Origin of the sequence: Brevibacillus panacihumi W25 (genome assembly GCF_000503775.1) — a bacterium.
Taxonomy (GTDB): Bacteria; Bacillota; Bacilli; order Brevibacillales; family Brevibacillaceae; genus Brevibacillus; species Brevibacillus panacihumi_A.
The window spans coordinates 1,880,511-1,898,404 of record NZ_KI629782.1; the positions used below are offsets into that span (position 1 = coordinate 1,880,511).

General features: G+C 49.7%; 16 protein-coding genes. 6 read left to right on the forward strand and 10 right to left on the reverse strand.

Translation table 11 applies throughout. The features are described 5' to 3' along the window. Nucleotides 1–326: 326 nt before the first annotated feature. From metA to T458_RS38395, 3 genes are all read right to left on the reverse strand, one after another. On the reverse strand, nucleotides 327–1,244 hold the full coding sequence (gene metA, locus T458_RS38385) for a homoserine O-acetyltransferase MetA (protein WP_023556352.1): 918 nt from the start codon (nucleotides 1,242–1,244) through the stop codon (nucleotides 327–329). 157 nt (nucleotides 1,245–1,401) lie between these two features. Next, nucleotides 1,402–2,673: a Glu/Leu/Phe/Val family dehydrogenase gene (locus T458_RS38390; protein ID WP_023556353.1), complete on the reverse strand. Its 1,272-nt coding sequence runs from the start codon at nucleotides 2,671–2,673 to the stop codon at nucleotides 1,402–1,404. A gap of 252 nt (nucleotides 2,674–2,925) precedes the next feature. Then, complete coding sequence (locus T458_RS38395; protein WP_023556354.1) at nucleotides 2,926–4,374, reverse strand: nicotinate phosphoribosyltransferase; 1,449 nt, start codon at nucleotides 4,372–4,374, stop codon at nucleotides 2,926–2,928. Nucleotides 4,375–4,531: 157 nt separating this feature from the next. On the opposite strand from T458_RS38395, the gene T458_RS38400 reads away from it, so the two are divergent. The 5 genes from T458_RS38400 (at nucleotide 4,532) to T458_RS38425 (ending at nucleotide 10,168) form a co-directional block, all read left to right on the forward strand. Further along, entirely contained in the window at nucleotides 4,532–5,182 is a 651-nt protein-coding gene (locus T458_RS38400) for an MOSC domain-containing protein (protein ID WP_023556355.1), read from the forward strand. 16 nt (nucleotides 5,183–5,198) lie between these two features. Then, complete coding sequence (gene rluF, locus T458_RS38405) at nucleotides 5,199–5,918, forward strand: 23S rRNA pseudouridine(2604) synthase RluF (protein WP_023556356.1); 720 nt, start codon at nucleotides 5,199–5,201, stop codon at nucleotides 5,916–5,918. Nucleotides 5,919–6,119: 201 nt separating this feature from the next. Next, nucleotides 6,120–6,950 (forward strand): undecaprenyl-diphosphate phosphatase, encoded by an 831-nt coding sequence (locus T458_RS38415; protein ID WP_023556358.1) that lies wholly within the window; start codon nucleotides 6,120–6,122, stop codon nucleotides 6,948–6,950. 93 nt (nucleotides 6,951–7,043) lie between these two features. Beyond that, entirely contained in the window at nucleotides 7,044–8,405 is a 1,362-nt protein-coding gene (locus tag T458_RS38420) for a TrkH family potassium uptake protein (RefSeq protein WP_023556359.1), read from the forward strand. A gap of 143 nt (nucleotides 8,406–8,548) precedes the next feature. Beyond that, a complete protein-coding gene (locus T458_RS38425) occupies nucleotides 8,549–10,168 on the forward strand; it encodes a peptide ABC transporter substrate-binding protein (protein WP_023556360.1) in 1,620 nt (539 codons plus the stop codon). A 331-nt stretch (nucleotides 10,169–10,499) separates the two neighbouring features. Here the strand turns inward: T458_RS38425 and T458_RS0128680 are convergent, their stop codons facing one another. The 5 genes from T458_RS0128680 to T458_RS38445 form a co-directional block, all read right to left on the reverse strand. Then, on the reverse strand, nucleotides 10,500–10,748 hold the full coding sequence (locus tag T458_RS0128680; RefSeq protein WP_031305625.1) for a GlsB/YeaQ/YmgE family stress response membrane protein: 249 nt from the start codon (nucleotides 10,746–10,748) through the stop codon (nucleotides 10,500–10,502). Between the two features lie 188 nt (nucleotides 10,749–10,936). Then, a complete protein-coding gene (locus T458_RS38430; RefSeq protein ID WP_023556363.1) occupies nucleotides 10,937–11,734 on the reverse strand; it encodes a carbon-nitrogen hydrolase family protein in 798 nt (265 codons plus the stop codon). A gap of 114 nt (nucleotides 11,735–11,848) precedes the next feature. Beyond that, nucleotides 11,849–12,448, reverse strand: coding sequence for a response regulator transcription factor (locus T458_RS38435; protein ID WP_023556364.1), 600 nt, complete (start codon nucleotides 12,446–12,448; stop codon nucleotides 11,849–11,851). Continuing rightward, nucleotides 12,445–13,581: a sensor histidine kinase gene (locus tag T458_RS38440; RefSeq protein WP_023556365.1), complete on the reverse strand. Its 1,137-nt coding sequence runs from the start codon at nucleotides 13,579–13,581 to the stop codon at nucleotides 12,445–12,447. The genes T458_RS38435 and T458_RS38440 overlap by 4 nt, the downstream gene beginning before the upstream one ends. Before the next feature lie 61 nt (nucleotides 13,582–13,642). Then, the gene (locus T458_RS38445) at nucleotides 13,643–14,698 is read right to left on the reverse strand and encodes a Delta(5) desaturase DesA (RefSeq protein WP_023556366.1); all 1,056 of its coding nucleotides are present in this window, start codon (nucleotides 14,696–14,698) and stop codon (nucleotides 13,643–13,645) included. A 286-nt stretch (nucleotides 14,699–14,984) separates the two neighbouring features. On the opposite strand from T458_RS38445, the gene T458_RS38450 reads away from it, so the two are divergent. After that, nucleotides 14,985–15,794 (forward strand): methyl-accepting chemotaxis protein, encoded by an 810-nt coding sequence (locus tag T458_RS38450; protein ID WP_023556367.1) that lies wholly within the window; start codon nucleotides 14,985–14,987, stop codon nucleotides 15,792–15,794. Nucleotides 15,795–15,886: 92 nt separating this feature from the next. Here T458_RS38450 and T458_RS38455 read toward each other — a convergent pair whose 3' ends face one another. After that, nucleotides 15,887–16,375: a cation:proton antiporter regulatory subunit gene (locus T458_RS38455; RefSeq protein ID WP_023556368.1), complete on the reverse strand. Its 489-nt coding sequence runs from the start codon at nucleotides 16,373–16,375 to the stop codon at nucleotides 15,887–15,889. A gap of 20 nt (nucleotides 16,376–16,395) precedes the next feature. Next, entirely contained in the window at nucleotides 16,396–17,613 is a 1,218-nt protein-coding gene (locus T458_RS38460; protein ID WP_023556369.1) for a cation:proton antiporter, read from the reverse strand. Nucleotides 17,614–17,894 lie beyond the last annotated feature (281 nt).

The window sequence follows — 17,894 nt, forward strand, 5'->3', positions numbered from 1 at the left end:
ACTGCTTTGTATCTGGTGGTCCACGGGCTCCAGTGGAGGAGAGGAAAAAGGAGAGAACGCTCAGGCGGGGTGGGATCTTTACTGGGGGTCATCCCTGGCCGCCTCCCACTCCAAAGGCGGAACCGCGGCCAAAAGCAGCCGACTTCGAAGAAGTCATTCAAGGTTGGCCGCTGAATACGTGTTCCGCCTTTTCCGTTCCCGGCTTAGTCAAGATCCCAAATGCCTTCGCTTATCTCCCCTTTTTCCTCAGCCAGCTTTCCATGGTCCTCCTGCTTTTTTTAGTGAAAAATTAAAAAACCACCCGCACGAGGCGGATGGCATAGTCCTTACTTGGGATTGTTCAAATCGTATGGTGTTTCCTGATAGACATAGTAGTTGAGCCAATTGGAGAACAACAAATTGGCATGGGAGCGCCAGGTGACGATCGGGGCTTTGGTTGGATCGTCCTTGGGGTAATAGTGTCGCGGCACCGCAATATCCAGTCCCTTGCTGACATCGCGCTGGTACTCATCCTGCAGGGTATGCGGATCATATTCGGAATGGCCCGTCACAAAGATCTGGCGTCCATCCCGGCTCGCGACGATATATACGCCCGATTCCTCCGACTCGGAGAGAATCTCCAGCTCCGTTACCTTCTCGATGTCCTCTCTGCGGTTCTCGGTGTGCCGCGAATGCGGAACGTAGAAATACGAGTCGAAGCCACGGAACAATTTGATATTTTGCTGGTTTACCGTATGAGGGAATATCCCGAACATTTTATCCGGCAGCGGATGCTTCGGAACTCCGTAATGATGGTACAGCCCTGCTTGCGCTCCCCAGCAGATGTGCAGGGTGGAAGTGACATTTTCCATCTTCCAGTCCAGGATCGCCTGCAATTCCTTCCAGTAGGTGACTTCCTCGAAATCAAGCTGCTCCACGGGCGCTCCTGTAATGATCATCCCGTCGAATCGTTGGTGGCGAATATCTTCAAACGTATGATAGAACGAAGAAAGATGCTCCTCCGACGTATTTTTCGAGGTGTGGCTCGACATGTGCAGCAAAACGATCTCGACCTGCAGCGGCGTATTCCCCAGCAATCGAAGCAGTTGGGTCTCCGTCGTTTCCTTGACAGGCATCAGATTTAGGATAACGATGCGCAAAGGTCGTATATCCTGGGTAAAGGCACGACTTTCTGGCATCACAAAAATATTCTCGTTGGCTAACACTTCCGTAGCTGGCAAACCATCTGGCACTTTGATAGGCATGATGTAAAATCCCCCTTTCCATCTGCATCGAGCAGGGAAAAAATCGTAATTCCGAGAAATTCGACAACTATACTCAACTTCCTGCCAAAATATTCAATCTTGGTATGAAAAAGACCCCTGCCTCCCAAAAAGGGGACAAGAGGTCAAGCTTGCTTACTTAAATCCAGCCACGCGCCTCCATGGCTTGCGTAATCCGCAGCAAGGAGACCATATACGCACCTGTGCGCATATCTACTCCGTATTTCTCAGCCAGAGTCCGAACCGCAGCGTAGGCTTCCACCATCGCCGTTTGCAGCTTCTCATTTACCTCTGCTTCCGACCAGTAGTGATGCATCAGGTTCTGTACCCACTCGAAGTAAGAGACGGTCACACCTCCAGCATTCGCCAGGATGTCCGGGATCACCAAGACACCGTTTTTACGCAGGATGACATCTGCATCCGGTGTTGTTGGGCCGTTGGCAGCCTCGGCAATCACCTTGGCCCGCACCCGTTCGGCGTTTGCGGCCGTAATGACATTTTCCAATGCCGCTGGAATCAAAATATCTACATCAAGCTCCAACAGCTCTGCGTTGGAGATCTTTTTGCCGTTTTCATAATCCTGGATCGAGCCGGTGTCCTTCAATTGACCAACCTTTTCCACGTCCAAACCGTTCGGATCGTAGATGCCTCCGCGCGAGTCGCTCACTGCTACGATGGCAAAACCGAGCTCAGCAAGCAGTTTGGCCGAGATGCGGCCGGCATTTCCAAAGCCTTGGATGGCGACTGTCGTCTCCTCCGGCTTGCGGCCCAATTCTTTCAACGCTTCCAGGATCGTAAATACACAGCCTTGTGCAGTCGCTTCGCTGCGTCCTTTGGAGCCGCCGATGATCAACGGTTTTCCCGTAATGACGCCTGGCGAGTATGCGCCTTTCAAACGGCTGAAGGTATCCATCATCCAACCCATGATCTGTGGCGTTGTATAAACATCCGGCGCTGGAATATCCTTATCCGGTCCGACAATATCCGCGATTGCTTCCATGAAGCCGCGGCTGATGCGTTCCAGCTCACCTTTGCTGAAATCATGCGGATCACAGATGACCCCGCCTTTTCCGCCGCCATAAGGCAGACCGACAACGCCGCATTTAAAGGTCATCCACATGGAGAGCGCCTTTACTTCATCTAATGTAACGTCTGGATGGAAACGGATTCCACCCTTCGTAGGACCAATCGCGTCATTATGTTGCGAACGATAGCCTTCGAATACGCGAACACTGCCATCATCCATTTTGACGGGGAAGCTGACACAGACTACCCGCTTGGGATGCTTCAGTATTTCTACAGCAGTGCTAGGCAATCCCAGCAAGGATGCAGCCGCATCAATTTGCTTTTGTACGATCTCAAATGGATTCAGGTTTTCTTTTCCTACGATTTCTCTCTCTGTTGTTTGCATGTACTCTCCACCCTTCCCGACTCTCTCTTTTTTGTCTGTAAAATTTTACCACATCACCTTTGTACCGAAGTAAAGAGACGATAGAAACGTCAATAATTATAGACGAGAAAAGAGAAGTCTACAATTAATAATTATTCATTTTTTCAAAAAATTAGCTTACTTTCAAGACCTAATTTAACATTTATTTATCTTTTCCCCAAAAAATCGCCTTTCGTTCAACGATTATATGGTTGACCGAAAGGCGAAGCTTCCTTATTTATACAAGTACGCTTTCATTAACTGGGTCTTGGTCGTCCACATCAGCTCGCTGATGTGCAGACGGTAGTGCTCAGGGTTGAGCATGCGCAGGTATTCGGGCCAGAACAAGCCCAATTGCTCGCGATGATAAGCGCGGATTTCCTCAAGAGTCGGCAGTTCATACACCAGCTCGCCTTCCACAAAGACGGGAGTCAACAGCGGCTCCGCCCGATAGTTCGTTACTTTTTTGTTCAGATAGGGGTGGCTTGGGTTGATCAGCTCGATCGGCTCGCCTTTGAGAACCTGCTGCTCTTCCGGGTAGCACAGATAGTCGGCGACAGCTTTTCCTGTAGCCGGATCGATCAGCCGATACATTTCCTTGATCCCCGGTGTGGTTACCTTTTCCGGATTCCCCGATATTTTGATCGTCGGCAAATAGCTCCCGTCTTCCCCTTCGCGCGCGACGAGCTTGTAGACGCCGCCCAGCGTCGGCTGGTCTGCGGCGGTGATCAGCTGCGTGCCGACCCCCCAGCTGTCGATCCGCGCTCCCTGTACCTTCAGGTTGAGAATCGTATGCTCATCCAGATCATTGGATGCGACGATTTGCACGTCCTCCAGTCCCGCTTTATCCAGCATTTCGCGCGTCTTGATCGACAGATAAGCCAAATCTCCGCTGTCCAGCCGGACCGCAGCCAATTTCTTACCCTGCTGCTGCAGTTTTTTGCCCAGCTCGATGGCATGAGGGACACCGCTTTTCAAGGTATCATACGTATCCACCAGCAAGGTCACTTGTCCCGGCAAGGCCTCTGCAAAACGCTCGAACGCAAGCTCCTCGCTGTCATGGCTTTGAACCCACGAATGCGCATGCGTCCCTTTTGTCGGAATGCCAAACATTTTCCCAGCCAGCATATTGGAGGTCGCATCAAATCCTGCCAGATAAGCGGCGCGTGTTCCCCAAAGCGCTGCATCCGCCTCCTGTGCCCGCCGCGTCCCGAACTCCATCAGGATGTCATTTCCTGCGATCTGCTTGATCCGCGATGCCTTCGTGGCGATCAGCGTCTGGTAATTCATGTAGTTGAGCAACGCTGTCTCCACTAACTGCGCTTCCAGCATGCGCCCTTCCACGCGGATCAGCGGTTCGTTCGGAAAAACCAGCGTCCCTTCCTTGACCGAATAGAGCGAGCCTGTGAAGCGGAATTGACGCAGTTCCTCCAAAAACGCAGGATCGTAATTCTCCTCCTGTTCGCTCAGGTAAACCAGATCGCTCTCTTCAAAGCGCAGATTCTGGATATAAGCCACAATTCGCTCCAGACCAGCGTAGACGGCATATCCGTTGCCAAAGGGAAGTTTGCGAAAAAACGCCTCAAACACAGCCTTGCGATTATGCGTTCCATTGATCCAGTGCGCGTACATCATGTTGATTTGATATTTATCGGTGTGCAATACCACGCCTGATGATTGCATGTGAGTAAGCCTCCTGTAGCTTTCTTTCCATTATCATACCAGAACCTCCCACAGGTGTCTTTTTTGTCGGAAGAAATCATCGCAAAACCCTGATTCTCGACACCCACACTCCTGTGATATAGTAATGAAATCAATAAACGAGACGGGAGATTGCGAAATGATGGAGATGGATCGACAACTCATGTTTATCTGTAAAGGCACCCCGAAGGACAACCTATATAACGGGGCCGTATTTCGATCTGGCATTTGGAAGACACAAGCTGATGAATTGCTTGTCCAAGAACAGCAAATCGAAGCGGATCAAGTGGCAAATCCCGCATATCACGGCGGTCCGGACCGCGTTGTCTGCCTGTATCCTTTTGAACATTATGCCCACTGGGAGAAAGTTTTTGGATACCCGTTGCCGATTTCTGCTTTTGGCGAAAATATTAGTGCAAGCAATATGACGGAAGAACAGGTGTGCATCGGAGACATCTTTCAAATCGGGGACGCTGTCCTCCAGGTTTCACAGGGACGTTATCCTTGCGCCACGATCAACAAGCGCAACAACAACAATCAATTGCTGAAAAAAGTAGTGGAGACCGGCTATACGGGGTATTTTTTCCGCGTGCTGCAGCCTGGGACAATCGTTCCGTCCTCGACAATCACCCTTTTGTCTGCCCATCCTGCCAAAGTGACTGTCGCCTCCATTCACCACCTCTACTTTCATGAGAAAAATCCCCCTCGCTCCACCATCGAACGAATGCTGGGAGTGGCGGAACTGGCAGAACCATGGCGGAAGAAACTTCTCGATAAGCTGCAATCGTAAAGAAAGGATTTTGCGCATGCGAATTAACAAATACATCAGTGAATCTGGCATTTGTTCGAGACGTGAATCGGATAAATGGATCGAAGCCAAGCGAGTGACGATCAATGGCGTCATCGCCCAACTGGGGAGCACCGTCTCCGAGGGTGATGACGTCAGGGTCGATGGAAAGCCCATCGGCACGAAAAAAAAGGCAGTCTACATCGCCTTGAACAAGCCTGTCGGCATCACCTGTACGACAGAGCTCCATGTAAAAGGAAACATCATCGATTTTGTCAATCATCCCGAGCGCATCTTCCCGATCGGCAGGCTGGACAAGGATTCCCAAGGCTTGATCCTTTTGACGAACGATGGCGATATTGTCAATAAAATCCTGCGTGCGGAAAACAACCATGATAAAGAGTACATCGTCACAGTGGACAAGCCGATTACCCCCGCTTTTTTGCAAGGAATGTCCAGCGGCGTGCGCATCCTCGGCACCATCACAAAGCCTTGCACCGTGACGAAAATGAGCGAACGCGTCTTCCGCATCATCCTGACCCAGGGGCTGAACCGGCAGATCAGACGGATGTGTGCCGCCTTTGGCTATCAAGTTCGCAAATTGGAGCGCATTCGCATCATGAACATTCACTTAAACGGGTTAAAGCTGGGGCATTGGCGAAATCTGACTGCCAAGGAGTTAGATGAGCTGCAGAAGAACCTGGAGTATCAGCCCCGCATGTTTTCACCCTCCCCGTAGCATGCTGATTCGCAGACAAAAGACAGGATGGAGCTCTTTCTCCACCATTCTGTCTTTTTTTCTGTCAAATCGATCGTACTTTTCCCGGGAAATCGACATGGAGAAAGGGTACCTATTTACGTTTATTTGTATTAAAGTGAATAAGGACAAAAGTCTACCTATCAAAATCAACCTGCGATTTACGCAGAAAGGTGAGAGTTCATGAATCTTTGGGAGATTTTCGTGGCATTCGTGTTGGGTCTTGTAGAAGGACTTACCGAATTTGCCCCCGTTTCATCTACAGGACACATGATTATTGTCGACGACACGCTGCTTCACTCCAGTGCTTTGTTTTCGCCACATGTCGCCAACACGTTCAAAGTAGTTATCCAACTCGGCTCCATCATAGCCGCAGTCATCATCTTCAAAGATCGCTTCTTGAGTCTGCTTGGGTTAAAAAGGCTTCCCTCCGACAACGGCAACCCCAGGGAAAAGCTTCGTCTGTCCCAAGTCCTGGTCGGCCTTATTCCCGCCGGTATCTTAGGCGTATTGTTTAACGACTATATCGACGAGTATCTCTTTTCCGTACATACCGTCTTGATCGGCCTTGTGGCAGGCGCACTCTTGATGATCGCTGCAGACTGGTTTCGTCCTGCCAAGCCCAAAGTGGTTTCTGTAGACCAGATCACCCACAAGCAAGCGCTGATTATCGGGTTGTTCCAATGTATCGCCTTGTGGCCGGGTTTTTCCCGCTCTGGTTCCACGATCTCCGGCGGCGTGCTGCTGGGCCTGAATCACCGCTCCGCGTCCGACTTTACGTTTATTATGGCCGTTCCGATCATGGCCGGCGCGAGCTTCTTGTCCCTGTTGAAGAACTGGCAGTACATCACGATCGAAGCTCTGCCGTTTTTTGTGGTCGGTTTTATCAGCGCCTTTCTCTTCGCTTGGCTCGCGATCCGATTCTTCCTGCGCCTGATCAATCGAATCAAGCTTGTACCCTTTGCCCTTTATCGAATTGTGCTCGCAGCCGTGATTTTTTTCTGGATTCTGTAACATTCGGACAGCCCCTGACGGAAAAGTTTTGCTTGCAACCTTCTTTTTCGGTATGATTACCGTTATGAGTAAACGTGTTCGGGGGGCTTGTCCTTGTTATCTTCTTCCTACCAAAAACGTCGGCTGACGTCGGTTCAGATCATCGTCTTTTTCTACGTCGGATTGATCCTTTTGTCCAGCGTTCTCTTATACCTCCCCATCTTCCATAACACTGGCGCCTCCATTTCCTTTATCGACGCCATGTTTACAGCAACCAGCGCGATTAGTGTGACTGGTCTATCCGTCATCACCATCCACGAGATTTTCAACGATTGGGGCATTCTGTATCTGACGCTGCTCTTCCAAGTGGGCGGGATCGGGATTATGACACTGGGCACCTTCTTTTGGCTGCTGATGGGGCATAGGATCGGACTGGAGCAACGAATCTGGATCGCGACGGACCACAACCGTTCGACATTATCTGGCCTCGTCAATCTGATGCGCAATATTCTCGTCCTGGCCCTGTTGATCGAGTTGGTGGGAACCATTCTTTTGGGCAGTCACTTTTTGCTCAGCGGATACTACAGCAATTGGTACTCCGCGTATTACCATGGCTTCTTCGCTTCGGTCAGCGCCTTTACCAACGCTGGCTTTGATCTTCATGGAAACTCCATGCTCGACTTTTCACATGACTATATTTACCAATCCATTGTTATGATTTTGATTATTTGCGGTGCAATCGGCTTTCCGGTCTTGATGGAGGTCCGCAATTACTTTTCCTATCGGCGGGCAAAAATGCGATTTACCTTCTCCCTCTTTACCAAAGTCACGACGGTTACTTTCTTCTCCCTTGTCGCCGTCGGAGCCCTTTTTCTATACCTATTTGAACGAACCCAGCTGTTTGCGGGCATGAGCTGGCATGAGACCTTGTTTTATTCGCTCTTTCATTCCATCTCGTCACGCAGCGGAGGCCTGTCCACACTGGAGATCAGCCATCTCTCCAGTCCTGCCCTCCTGATGCTGGCTGGTCTGATGTTCATCGGCGCCTCTCCAAGCAGTGTCGGGGGCGGCATCCGGACGACGACCTTTTTTGTCATGGTCGCGGCGGTAATCAACCATATGCGCGGCTACAAGGACGTGAAGGTGTTCGGCAGGGAATTGGTAGAAGAGGATATCATGCGCTCGTTTCTCGTGTTCTTCGTCGCCATATTCCTGGTCTTCACGTCTGTGATCCTGATGGTCTGGCTCGAGGATATGCCATTCCAGCACGTCTTGTTCGAGGTCTGCTCCGCCTTCGGGACGACAGGCTTGTCTACAGGCATCACTTCGGAGCTGAGTACCCCGGGCAAGCTGATCCTCATCATTACCATGATGATCGGGCGGATCGGGATTATCAACGTCCTGCTCTTCCTCAAACGGAACGAGCGGATCGTACGTTATCACCATCCCAAAGAACGCATCATCATCGGACAATGAGACGCTTTGTCTTTCAGAAGGCTCCCTTTCAAAGGGAGCTTCTTTCATTGTTAACCATCTAACATAATTTTGTTTGACTTTACTAAACTAAAAGAAATATCCTTACATGTATAGACGAGAGATTTTATAGGGGGGAGAACATCATGAAAAAAGCATTTGCCTTACTCACCGGTCTGACTTTGCTGTTTGGGGTATTGACCGGGTGCAGCACGCAATCAAATGAATCACCGCAAGCAGAACAAGCCAGCACCAATGGCGAGCCTATGGTTCTGCGCTGGAGCATCAACAGTGAACCGCCGTCCCTTGATCCCGGGATCGCCGTAGACGCTGACTCGTTCGACATGATTTACGCAGCCTTTGAAGGGTTGACGAGCTACGATGTGAACGGAGAACTGGTCAATGCAACGGCCGAAAGCTTTACCAACTCGCCTGATTACACGCAGTTTACTTTTAAAATCCGCAAAGATGCCAAATGGAGCAATGGCGATCCGCTCACGGCTCATGACTTCGTATACGCGATCAAACGCAACCTGGACCCGAAAACGGCCTCCGAGTATGCCTATCAGCTTTACTACATTAAAGGAGGAGAGGAATACAATACGGGAATAGGCAGTGCTGATGATGTCGGCGTAAAAGCCTTGGATGACTACACGCTGGAATTCACGCTGAAGGCCCCTACGCCGTTTTTCCGGGAGTTGACCTTCTTCCCGACCCTCTTCCCCCTGCATCAAAAAACAGTCGAATCCAACCCGAAATGGGCGGATGAGGCTGCGACAATCGTGGGAAACGGCCCGTTCATCATGAAAGAATGGGAGCATAAGCAAAAAATTGTCTTCGAGAAGAATGACAACTACTGGGACAAGGACAACGTCAAACTGGACCGCCTGGAAGTCGCCATGATCGATGACAACAACACCGCGTTTTCCATGTTTGAAAACGGCGACATCGACTGGGGCGGCTATCCTGCCTCCACTCTGCCGCCAGATGCCATCCCATATCTGAAAAACGAAGGAAAACTGATGGTTGCCAGCAATCCGGGGACGCAATCTGTGGTTTTCAATACGCAGAAACCGCCTTTCAACAACCAAAAGATCAGACAAGCCTTCGCCTACGCGATTGATCGCCAAGCGATCATCGACAACATCCTGCAGACTGGCGTACCAGCAGCGTATGGATGGGTTCCCGATTCGATGGGCCTGAAACCAGAAGGCTATTTTAAAGAAGACCCGGCAAAAGCCAAACAACTGCTCGAAGAAGGAATGAAGGAGCTGGGTTTGACCAGCTTCCCGAGCGTTACGTATACCTTCGATTCGACGGATATGAACAAAAAAGTGGCGGAAGCCTTGCAAGACCAATGGAAACGCAACCTGGGCATTGACGTGAAGCTGTACACGGCAGAATTGAAAGTGTACCGGGATATGCGCTCGCAAGGCAATTTCGACATGATCCGTTTCCAATGGGGCGCGGACTTCAACGACCCGATCAACTTCCTGGAGATGTTCCGTGAAAAAACGGGCGGCAACAACCACCCGGATTGGGAGAATCCGAAGTTCAAGGAATTGATCGACCAAAGCTATACCGAGCCTGACCTCGAAAAACGCAAGCAAATCCTGCTCGAGGCTGAAACAATCCTGATGGAGGAAATGCCTTTGGCACCGATCAACTTCCGCGGCAATCCTTATGTGAAAAATGACCATGTGAAAGATTTCATCATCTTTCCGCTCGGTGGTGCTTACTTCAAGTATGCATCGGTTATGAGATAGTGGTCGACCATCTGTAGTGTAGGGGAGGAAAAAGGGAAAACGCTTCAGGCGGGTTGGGATCTTTGCTGGGGTCATCCCTGGCCGCTTCACTCCAAAGGCGGAACCGCGGCCAAAAGCAGCCACTTCGAAGAAGTGATTCAGGGTTGGCCGCTGAATTCGTGTTCCGCCTTTTCCGCTCCAGCTTGGTCAAGATCCCAAATGCCTTCAGCTTTTTTCCCTTTTTCCTCGACCAGCTGTTCGTGGTCATCCTTATTTCCTAAAGGACAACCAAACCAAAAAACAGGCTGCATCCACGCGGATGCAGCCTGTTTTCATCCATACCTTTTTCTCATCACTTCAACTGTTTGGCGATCATATTCCACAGCCATGTCAACACGACCGCGCCGATCGCACCGGCAATCACATTGAATCCGGCCAGCATCCACAGCCAATCGCCCAGGATCAGATCTCCCAGCCAGCTTCCCAGCAAGGCGACGATCAAGGTCGCCAGCCATCCTGTTCCTCCCGCTTTTCCCGTCATCAGCATGTTCATGCCCCACCAGACAACCAGACCTACCAGTCCGCCAACGATCCAATACATACGATCATCCTTCCCTTCACGTATGATGATAGCGATTGCATAAATAAGATTGGAATCCTGTTTTGCTAGCATCATATGGTATAGCGGGAAAAACGTTCATGCCTGGCCGCCTAAAAATCCGAGCTGCAAAAAGGCGACGGTTCCCACAAGAATGGGATAATAACCGTCGCCTGATGCCTATTTTTCAACTAGCGCGTATACAGTTCGGGTCTTCTGTTCGCTACACTTGGCAGCTTCTGGCGTACTCGCTGGATGCGTTCAAGATCAATCTCCGCCACCAGGAGGGTCTCTTCTTCTCCTGCGCTCGCCACAACTACCCCCATCGGGTCCACGATCATGCTGCGCCCGGCAAAAATATTGCCCACCTGATCCGCTGCACAGACGAACATGGTGTTTTCGATTGCACGAGTGCGAACCAATGTCTCCCAATGATCCTCTTTCATCGCCCCTGCTACCCAGCCAGCCGGAACCAACAGGACATCAGCGCCCTGCAAGGCGAATTGGCGGGCGATTTCCGGAAAACGCACCTCGTAGCAGACGATTAGCCCGATTTTTCCAAATTCTGTATCCACGACCTGATACGGCGACTCTCCCGCCGCTATGAAGTCAGACTCGATATACGAAAACGCATCATAGAGATGTGTCTTGCGGTACGTATGGATCAATTCTCCGGATCGATTGAAAAAGACAGTCGTATTGTACGCGCGGTCCTGATCTCCCGCGATTGTCTCAAACACACCACAGATCACATAGATGGCGTGCTCACGGGCTGCTTCACCCAGTGCCGAAACAAAAGGTCCGTCCAATGGTTCCGCCACGTCTGACGGACGAACACCTGACTTCGGTGTAGCTGCGGCGCTGTACATCTCGGGAAACAGCACCATATCCGCTCCTGCTGCTTTCGCCTTGGCTACATACGCGAGTGCCTTTTGCAAATTCTGCTCTTTATCTAAAGTGGAAGTGAGCTGTGCGATCGCTACCTTCATTTCTTCTCCGCCTTTCTCCTCATCATTCGCTTATCAGGTTTCTTGTATGTAGTATACATGATTTTTCATCCGTACGCCGGAATAAGAATGAGCAACAGGAAAAGAAAAAAAAGGCTATTTAAACCAGCCTTTTTCCTTGAATCGCATGATTGCTTCAATTCGGTTGCTTACATCGAGCTTGTCGAGGATGACAGAGATGTAATTCCGCACTGTGCCCGTCGTCAGGAATAGCTCGCTGGCGATCTCCTTGGTGTTCTTGCCGTCCGCCATCAGAAGGAGGACCTCTTTCTCCCGCTCAGTCAGCGGATTTTCCTGGCCGTAGGCTTCATCGATCAGCTCGGGTGCATAGATGCGCCGCCCTGCCATGATGCTGCGGATCGAGCTGGCCAGCTCCTCGCTGGGGCTGTCCTTCAAGAGATAGCCGTGCGCGCCTGCCTTGAGGGCGCGATCAAAGTACCCCGGACGGGCAAAAGTGGTCAGGATCATCACTTTGCAGCCGGATCCGCGCAATTCTTCGGCGGCTTCCAATCCGCTTTTGACCGGCATTTCAATATCCATAATGCAGATATCGGGCTGGTGGAGCTGCACCAGCTTGACTGCATCCTCTCCATTGCTTGCCTTGCCGACCACCTGCATATCTTCCTCCAAATCGATCAGGGAAGCCAATGCGCCCAATAGCATACGCTGATCCTCTGCAATGACGATTCGTATCATCCTCCCACCTCCTTCTCCGGTTGTTTGAGAACGCTTGGCACCTTGATGACTAGAGTCGTACCCTCATCCGCTATTATCTCCATCGTACCATTTACGAACTCCAGCCGCTCCCGCATGCCACGCAGGCCATTCCCTTTTCCGTACACCGTCTCCTCTGTCAAGCCCACACCATTATCCTGTACCCTTACCGTCAGTTCTGTACGTGAGGGCTGGATCTCGATACAGCACTCCGTAGCCTGGCTGTGCTTGATGATATTGGTCACAGCTTCCTTCAGGCACATGCTGACAACATTCTCGGTAATCAGGGAGATGTTCGTCCGATTGGTCTCCCCTGCCAGCTTAAAAGAAATTTGCGCAGCATGGAAGATCTGTCTGATTCGGAGAATTTCATCCTCCAAGCGAGTTCCGCGCATTTCCGTCACCATCTCCCGCACCTCTTTCAAGGCAATTCGGGCTGTCTGCCGGATTTCCTTCAGCTCCGTCTGAGCCTGCTGCGGGTTTTTGCTGATCAGCTTGGCAGCCAGATCGCTTTTCAGACCGATCAGGGAAAGCTTCTGCCCAAGCGTGTCATGCAGATCGCGGGCAATGCGCTGTCTCTCCTCTAGCTTGACCAGCTCCGAGATTCGCTTGTTCGCATGTTCCAGCTGCCCTTCCAACTGCTCTCGCTTGTTTCGATTGTACGTGGTGACGGGCAAGAGGATGACCGCAATCAGATTGACCAGGACAAATGGCAACTGGGTGATAATATCGGGATTCTTGGTGATGAAGCCCATGTTGATCGATACGACAGAGCTGATCAGATGGATCGTGTAGAGCGTAAAGAAGCCGACTTTATTCTGAATATTGCCGATAAAAAACGCAAGAAACAAGGCAAAGTATACATAGCCGAACAGTAACGTCATCGTGATCGAGATAATGATCTGCAGACTCGTCCAGAAGTACATCTGCCATCCCTTGGATAAAAAAGAGAAAACGTAGCAGATGAAAAACCCCAGAATCATGCAGATCCCAAACACCACTTCATACGTGGAGGAAGAGCGAAAAATAAAGTAGAAAGGCAGGATCAGGAAGACAACCCACACATACGGACTTAGCCCAGTGCTTTTATGAAAGATCTGGTACCACTTTTGCATACGATTCCACCTTTACATGCCGATAAGGTAAGTGTATACGAATCGGACTGCTCGTGGGGGGTTATTTTCCTTCCATATACGCCTGACCTGTGCGAATGACTTCCTTCGCATGGTCGACACGGCGAGGATGACGCTTTCGCGAACGAAAACCGACAAACGTTTTGTTTTCTTCATCCCACAGGCGAAATTGCAGCGACTTCAAACTTGTCTTCAGCGTAATCGTTGTAGCATGCTGGAGCGGCGGCGTGGACTCATGCGCTTTTTCCAGATGGTAGTTGGGAACCTTCGGGCTGAGATGGTGCACATGGTGGAAGCCAATATTGCCAGTAATCCATTGCAGCGGCTTGGGCAGCTGATAGAATGAGCTTCCCTCTACTGCCGCCTTGACGTAGCTCCATTCCTCTTCATTCTCGAAATACGAATCCTCGAACTGATGCTGTACATAAAACAGCCAGATGCCGAACAATCCGGAGAGATAAAAAATCGGGCCTTGAATCAGCAGGAAGGTCTCCCACCCGACCGCCCAAACCATGACGGCATAAAAACCAGCGATCAACAGGTTGGTCAAATACGTATTGAGGCGTTCTTTTCGTCTTGCCCCTTTGCGATTGAAGCGGTATTGCAGCAAAAATACATAGATCGGGCCAAGGCCAAACATGACGATAGGATTTCGATAGATCCGATAAGCGAGGCGGAGCCACAGTGGTGCTGCCTCATATTCTTTTACAGTCAGAATCCAGATGTCACCAACGCCTCTCTTGTCAAGGTTGCTGCTGGTGGCATGATGGATCGAATGGGAATTTTTCCATTGCTCATAAGGTACATGTGTCAGCACACCCGTGATTGTGCCTACGATATCATTTGCCAAGCGGTTTTGGAAAAAGGATTGATGGCAGCAGTCATGAAAAATGATGAAGGTACGAATCAAAAAACCGCTCGCAACAACGAGGATTGGCAGGGTGAGCCAGTAGGAAACGGAAAGGCTGAGATAGGCTGCGTACCAGAGCAGAATATAAGGAACCAACGTGTTGATGATCTGTCTGATGCTCAGCTTAAGATTCGTCTGCTCAAAGGGAGCAACCTCTTTTTTCAAGTGAGCAATGTTCGATTGATGCATGACATGTCTCCTCTCGCTGACGTCCTCTCGCCACACGCCAGCCGAAGTGTTGTGTCTTTATTGTAAAGAATCAGACATGTTAGCTGTAGTCATAAACGTCAAGTGAAGGATATGACATTTGTCATATGCTATAGTAAATATATCCAATCCCTTTAAAAATTCGCCATTTTTCGTACTATTTTGCGTTTAATCCCTATTTGTCGACACACTCATTGCCGATACCAAATTTAGGGAAGCTTTTTCATGTATCGCTGACTACTACCAAGAAAGAAGGATTGACGAAAACATGAGCATGTACGATTCATTATTGCAGGTATCTCCGTTGCTGTCCGAAGTGTACAAAGATGATGATGTCATGGTCTGCATTACAGATCTGGAAAAGGTCACCTTTTACCACCCTGGCAAAACGTTGGACGTCGTATATTTGGGTTGTCCCATCGTTAAGGGCGATGGCTTGTACGATGCGATTGAAGCCAATCAAGTCTTGCGTGTGTATGTTCCCAAAGAAGTCCGCGGTGTGCCCTTCCGTTGTGTGACAATGCCAATCAAAGACGAGAACGGAGCAGTCGTCGGTGCATTCGGTGTCGGCTGGTCTTTGGAGCAACAGGAAAAGATTGCTTCCTCTGCAGAGCATCTCGCCGCATCTCTGGAACAAATTGCCGCGTCGATTTCCGATATTGCAGATAAAGCACAGTCTATCTCCTCTACTCAGGAGTTCATTGTAGGATTAATGACCAACATGAAAGAATATGCGAAAAAAACATCTGAAATCAGCCGCCTGATCGACGAAATCTCCGATCAATCCCACTTGCTGGGTCTGAACGCAGCGATTGAAGCTGCGCGAGCTGGCGAACACGGCAGAGGCTTTGATGTCGTAGCCAACGAGATTCGCAAGCTTGCCCAGCACAGCCGTGACGCCGTAAAGAACATTGAGAAGAGCCTTCAGGAAATCAATCATGCTATCAACGAGGTATCCGAAAGAATAAATGAAAGTGCTCAGATGGTTCACTCCCAGGCCGCAGCCACCGAAGAAATCACAGCCAGTGTCCAAGAGCTTACCTCGTTGTCGCAAAATCTTCTCGACCTCTCCAAGTAAACGCCTGTAAAAAAACGTGCATCTGTCCCTGTAAGCCATGGGTATGACCCCCTTGCTTTACAGCCAGATGCACGTTTCCTTTTCCCGCTTTGCTACCCGTGTACCAATAGTTCTTTTAGTTGCTTGATCTGTTTTCGCTCTCCCGCCATGACAAGCGTCATTTCTGCCTGGAGCACATCATTGGGTCCGGGATTGATCTTTTGTTTGTTTTTTTCGACCGTCGCCAGGATGGTTGCACCTGTGCGTTGACGCACTTGCAGCTCCGCGATGGTTTTATCGATACATTTGAAATGCGATTCGATTTTGTACCACTCAATGATCAATTCATCCAGGGAGACTTCTATCGTCTCCAGCGCTTTCGGCTTGTATGTCATCCCGCCGATAATCGCAGCCACCTGTCTTGCCTCTTCATCCTCGAGAGTCACCATCGAAATGCTCTCGTCTGGATCATCCTCATTGAAATGATACAGCTCACGTCTTCCGTCATCATGGATGACGATCACCATTTTATCTCCTGCCCTTGTTTCCACCTGAAATTTCTTCCCAATTCCTAGCAAATCTGATTCACGAATATGATCCATCTTGTCCATCCTCCGTTCCGTTACGCTTGGTTTTTCACTTTTTCTTGCGGCTTGCTCCATTTGAAAATCTTGTCAAAGCCTTTATAGATGTACTTCGATTCTTTTGCAAACAACGGCCCCAAGATGGCCAGTATCAGCACATACATGGCGGAAAAAGGCTTCAATATAGGCATCAGGCCTGCCGCGATCCCCAGGTTGGCCACGATAATCGTAAACTCACCGCGTGCCATGATCGTCAAACCGATATTGGTAGATGCTTTGTGGGAGAGACCAGCCTTACGTCCCGCTATCATACCAGAAATGACATTACCTAGGATAGTCAATATTACGGCTCCCAAAGCCGGCCAGATTGCGTTTCCTAACGACAATGGATCGATTCCCAGTCCGAAGCTGAAAAAGAACACGGCTCCAAAGAAATCCCGGAAAGGAACCACCAGCTTTTCGATTCGTTTGCTATGGTCAGTCTCCGACAAGGCCAGACCGAACAACAATGCGCCAATTGCTTCTGCCACATGCAGTGTTTCCGAAAATCCGGCTACGAAGAACAGGGCAGAGAACACCACAATGATGAAAATTTCATTGGAAGCGATGTTGAGAATTTTGTTTAAGATCTTGGTTCCTTTTCGCGCAATGACGAAGAACAACAGCATATAGCCGATCGATATCGCGACGGAAAGGACCATGCCTCCTACAGAAGTCGCGCCTCCAAGCAGAAGCCCGGACATCACGGAGAGGAAAACAGCCAGGAATATGTCGTCAAATAAAATCATTCCTAGAATCAATTCCGTCTCGGAGTTCCCGGTTCGCTTCAAGTCGACGAGGACTTTGGCAACAATCGCCGTAGACGAGACGGAAAGCATTCCAGCAATGATTAATGTTTCGTAGATAGGATATTGGAGGAAGAACCCGTAGGCTAGACCTAAGGAAAAATTGAGGATAACGTAGATGGTGCCGCCGAACACAATATTTCGGCCCGATTTGATCAGCTTGGGGACAGAGAATTCCAGTCCGAGGTAGAACAAGAGGAAGAGAACCCCGATTCGACCCATAAATTCAATGATTTCTTGGCTTTCAATAAAGGTAAAATCCAAGATCCCGATGGTAGGTGCATGAGGCCCCACCAGCATGCCCAGTACGATTAAAAAGGGAATGATGGAAAACTTCAGCTTGCTTGCCAATAACGAAGCAATGGCAACTAAGATTAGTGCTGTCCCTACTTCAAAAATCATATGATCCATAGAATGCCCCCCATTCACTTGGTGCCTTTACTCAAAAAGAAAAGCGCCTCCAAACATATTCAGGGGGAAAGCAATCATGCCACTTTCCCGTAAAACGCCCTGTGAAACACGAGTACAAGCACTTATTTCCTTTACACACAAAACAATTCGCATGCATATTAATTTTAGTTTATATGAATGTTGCGATTGTTTCAAGTCAAGTACATGCATTTTCAGGGATTGTTCTTTATTTGTCACCAAATGGATCGCTTTTCAAACAATCTTTTCAAAAAAAATGCCCA

Coding starts and splice junctions, on each gene's coding strand:
- T458_RS38445 (WP_023556366.1), bottom strand. CDS start 14,698: ATGCATCAATCGAACATTGCTCACTTGAAAAAAGAGGTTGCTCCCTTT.
- metA (WP_023556352.1), bottom strand. CDS start 1,244: ATGCCTATCAAAGTGCCAGATGGTTTGCCAGCTACGGAAGTGTTAGCC.
- T458_RS38395 (WP_023556354.1), bottom strand. CDS start 4,374: ATGCAATCATCAGGCGTGGTATTGCACACCGATAAATATCAAATCAAC.
- T458_RS38430 (WP_023556363.1), bottom strand. CDS start 11,734: ATGAAGGTAGCGATCGCACAGCTCACTTCCACTTTAGATAAAGAGCAG.
- T458_RS38450 (WP_023556367.1), top strand. CDS start 14,985: ATGAGCATGTACGATTCATTATTGCAGGTATCTCCGTTGCTGTCCGAA.
- T458_RS0128680 (WP_031305625.1), bottom strand. CDS start 10,748: ATGTATTGGATCGTTGGCGGACTGGTAGGTCTGGTTGTCTGGTGGGGC.
- T458_RS38440 (WP_023556365.1), bottom strand. CDS start 13,581: ATGCAAAAGTGGTACCAGATCTTTCATAAAAGCACTGGGCTAAGTCCG.
- T458_RS38435 (WP_023556364.1), bottom strand. CDS start 12,448: ATGATACGAATCGTCATTGCAGAGGATCAGCGTATGCTATTGGGCGCA.
- T458_RS38460 (WP_023556369.1), bottom strand. CDS start 17,613: ATGGATCATATGATTTTTGAAGTAGGGACAGCACTAATCTTAGTTGCC.
- T458_RS38425 (WP_023556360.1), top strand. CDS start 8,549: ATGAAAAAAGCATTTGCCTTACTCACCGGTCTGACTTTGCTGTTTGGG.
- T458_RS38415 (WP_023556358.1), top strand. CDS start 6,120: ATGAATCTTTGGGAGATTTTCGTGGCATTCGTGTTGGGTCTTGTAGAA.
- rluF (WP_023556356.1), top strand. CDS start 5,199: ATGCGAATTAACAAATACATCAGTGAATCTGGCATTTGTTCGAGACGT.
- T458_RS38455 (WP_023556368.1), bottom strand. CDS start 16,375: ATGGATCATATTCGTGAATCAGATTTGCTAGGAATTGGGAAGAAATTT.
- T458_RS38400 (WP_023556355.1), top strand. CDS start 4,532: ATGATGGAGATGGATCGACAACTCATGTTTATCTGTAAAGGCACCCCG.
- T458_RS38390 (WP_023556353.1), bottom strand. CDS start 2,673: ATGCAAACAACAGAGAGAGAAATCGTAGGAAAAGAAAACCTGAATCCA.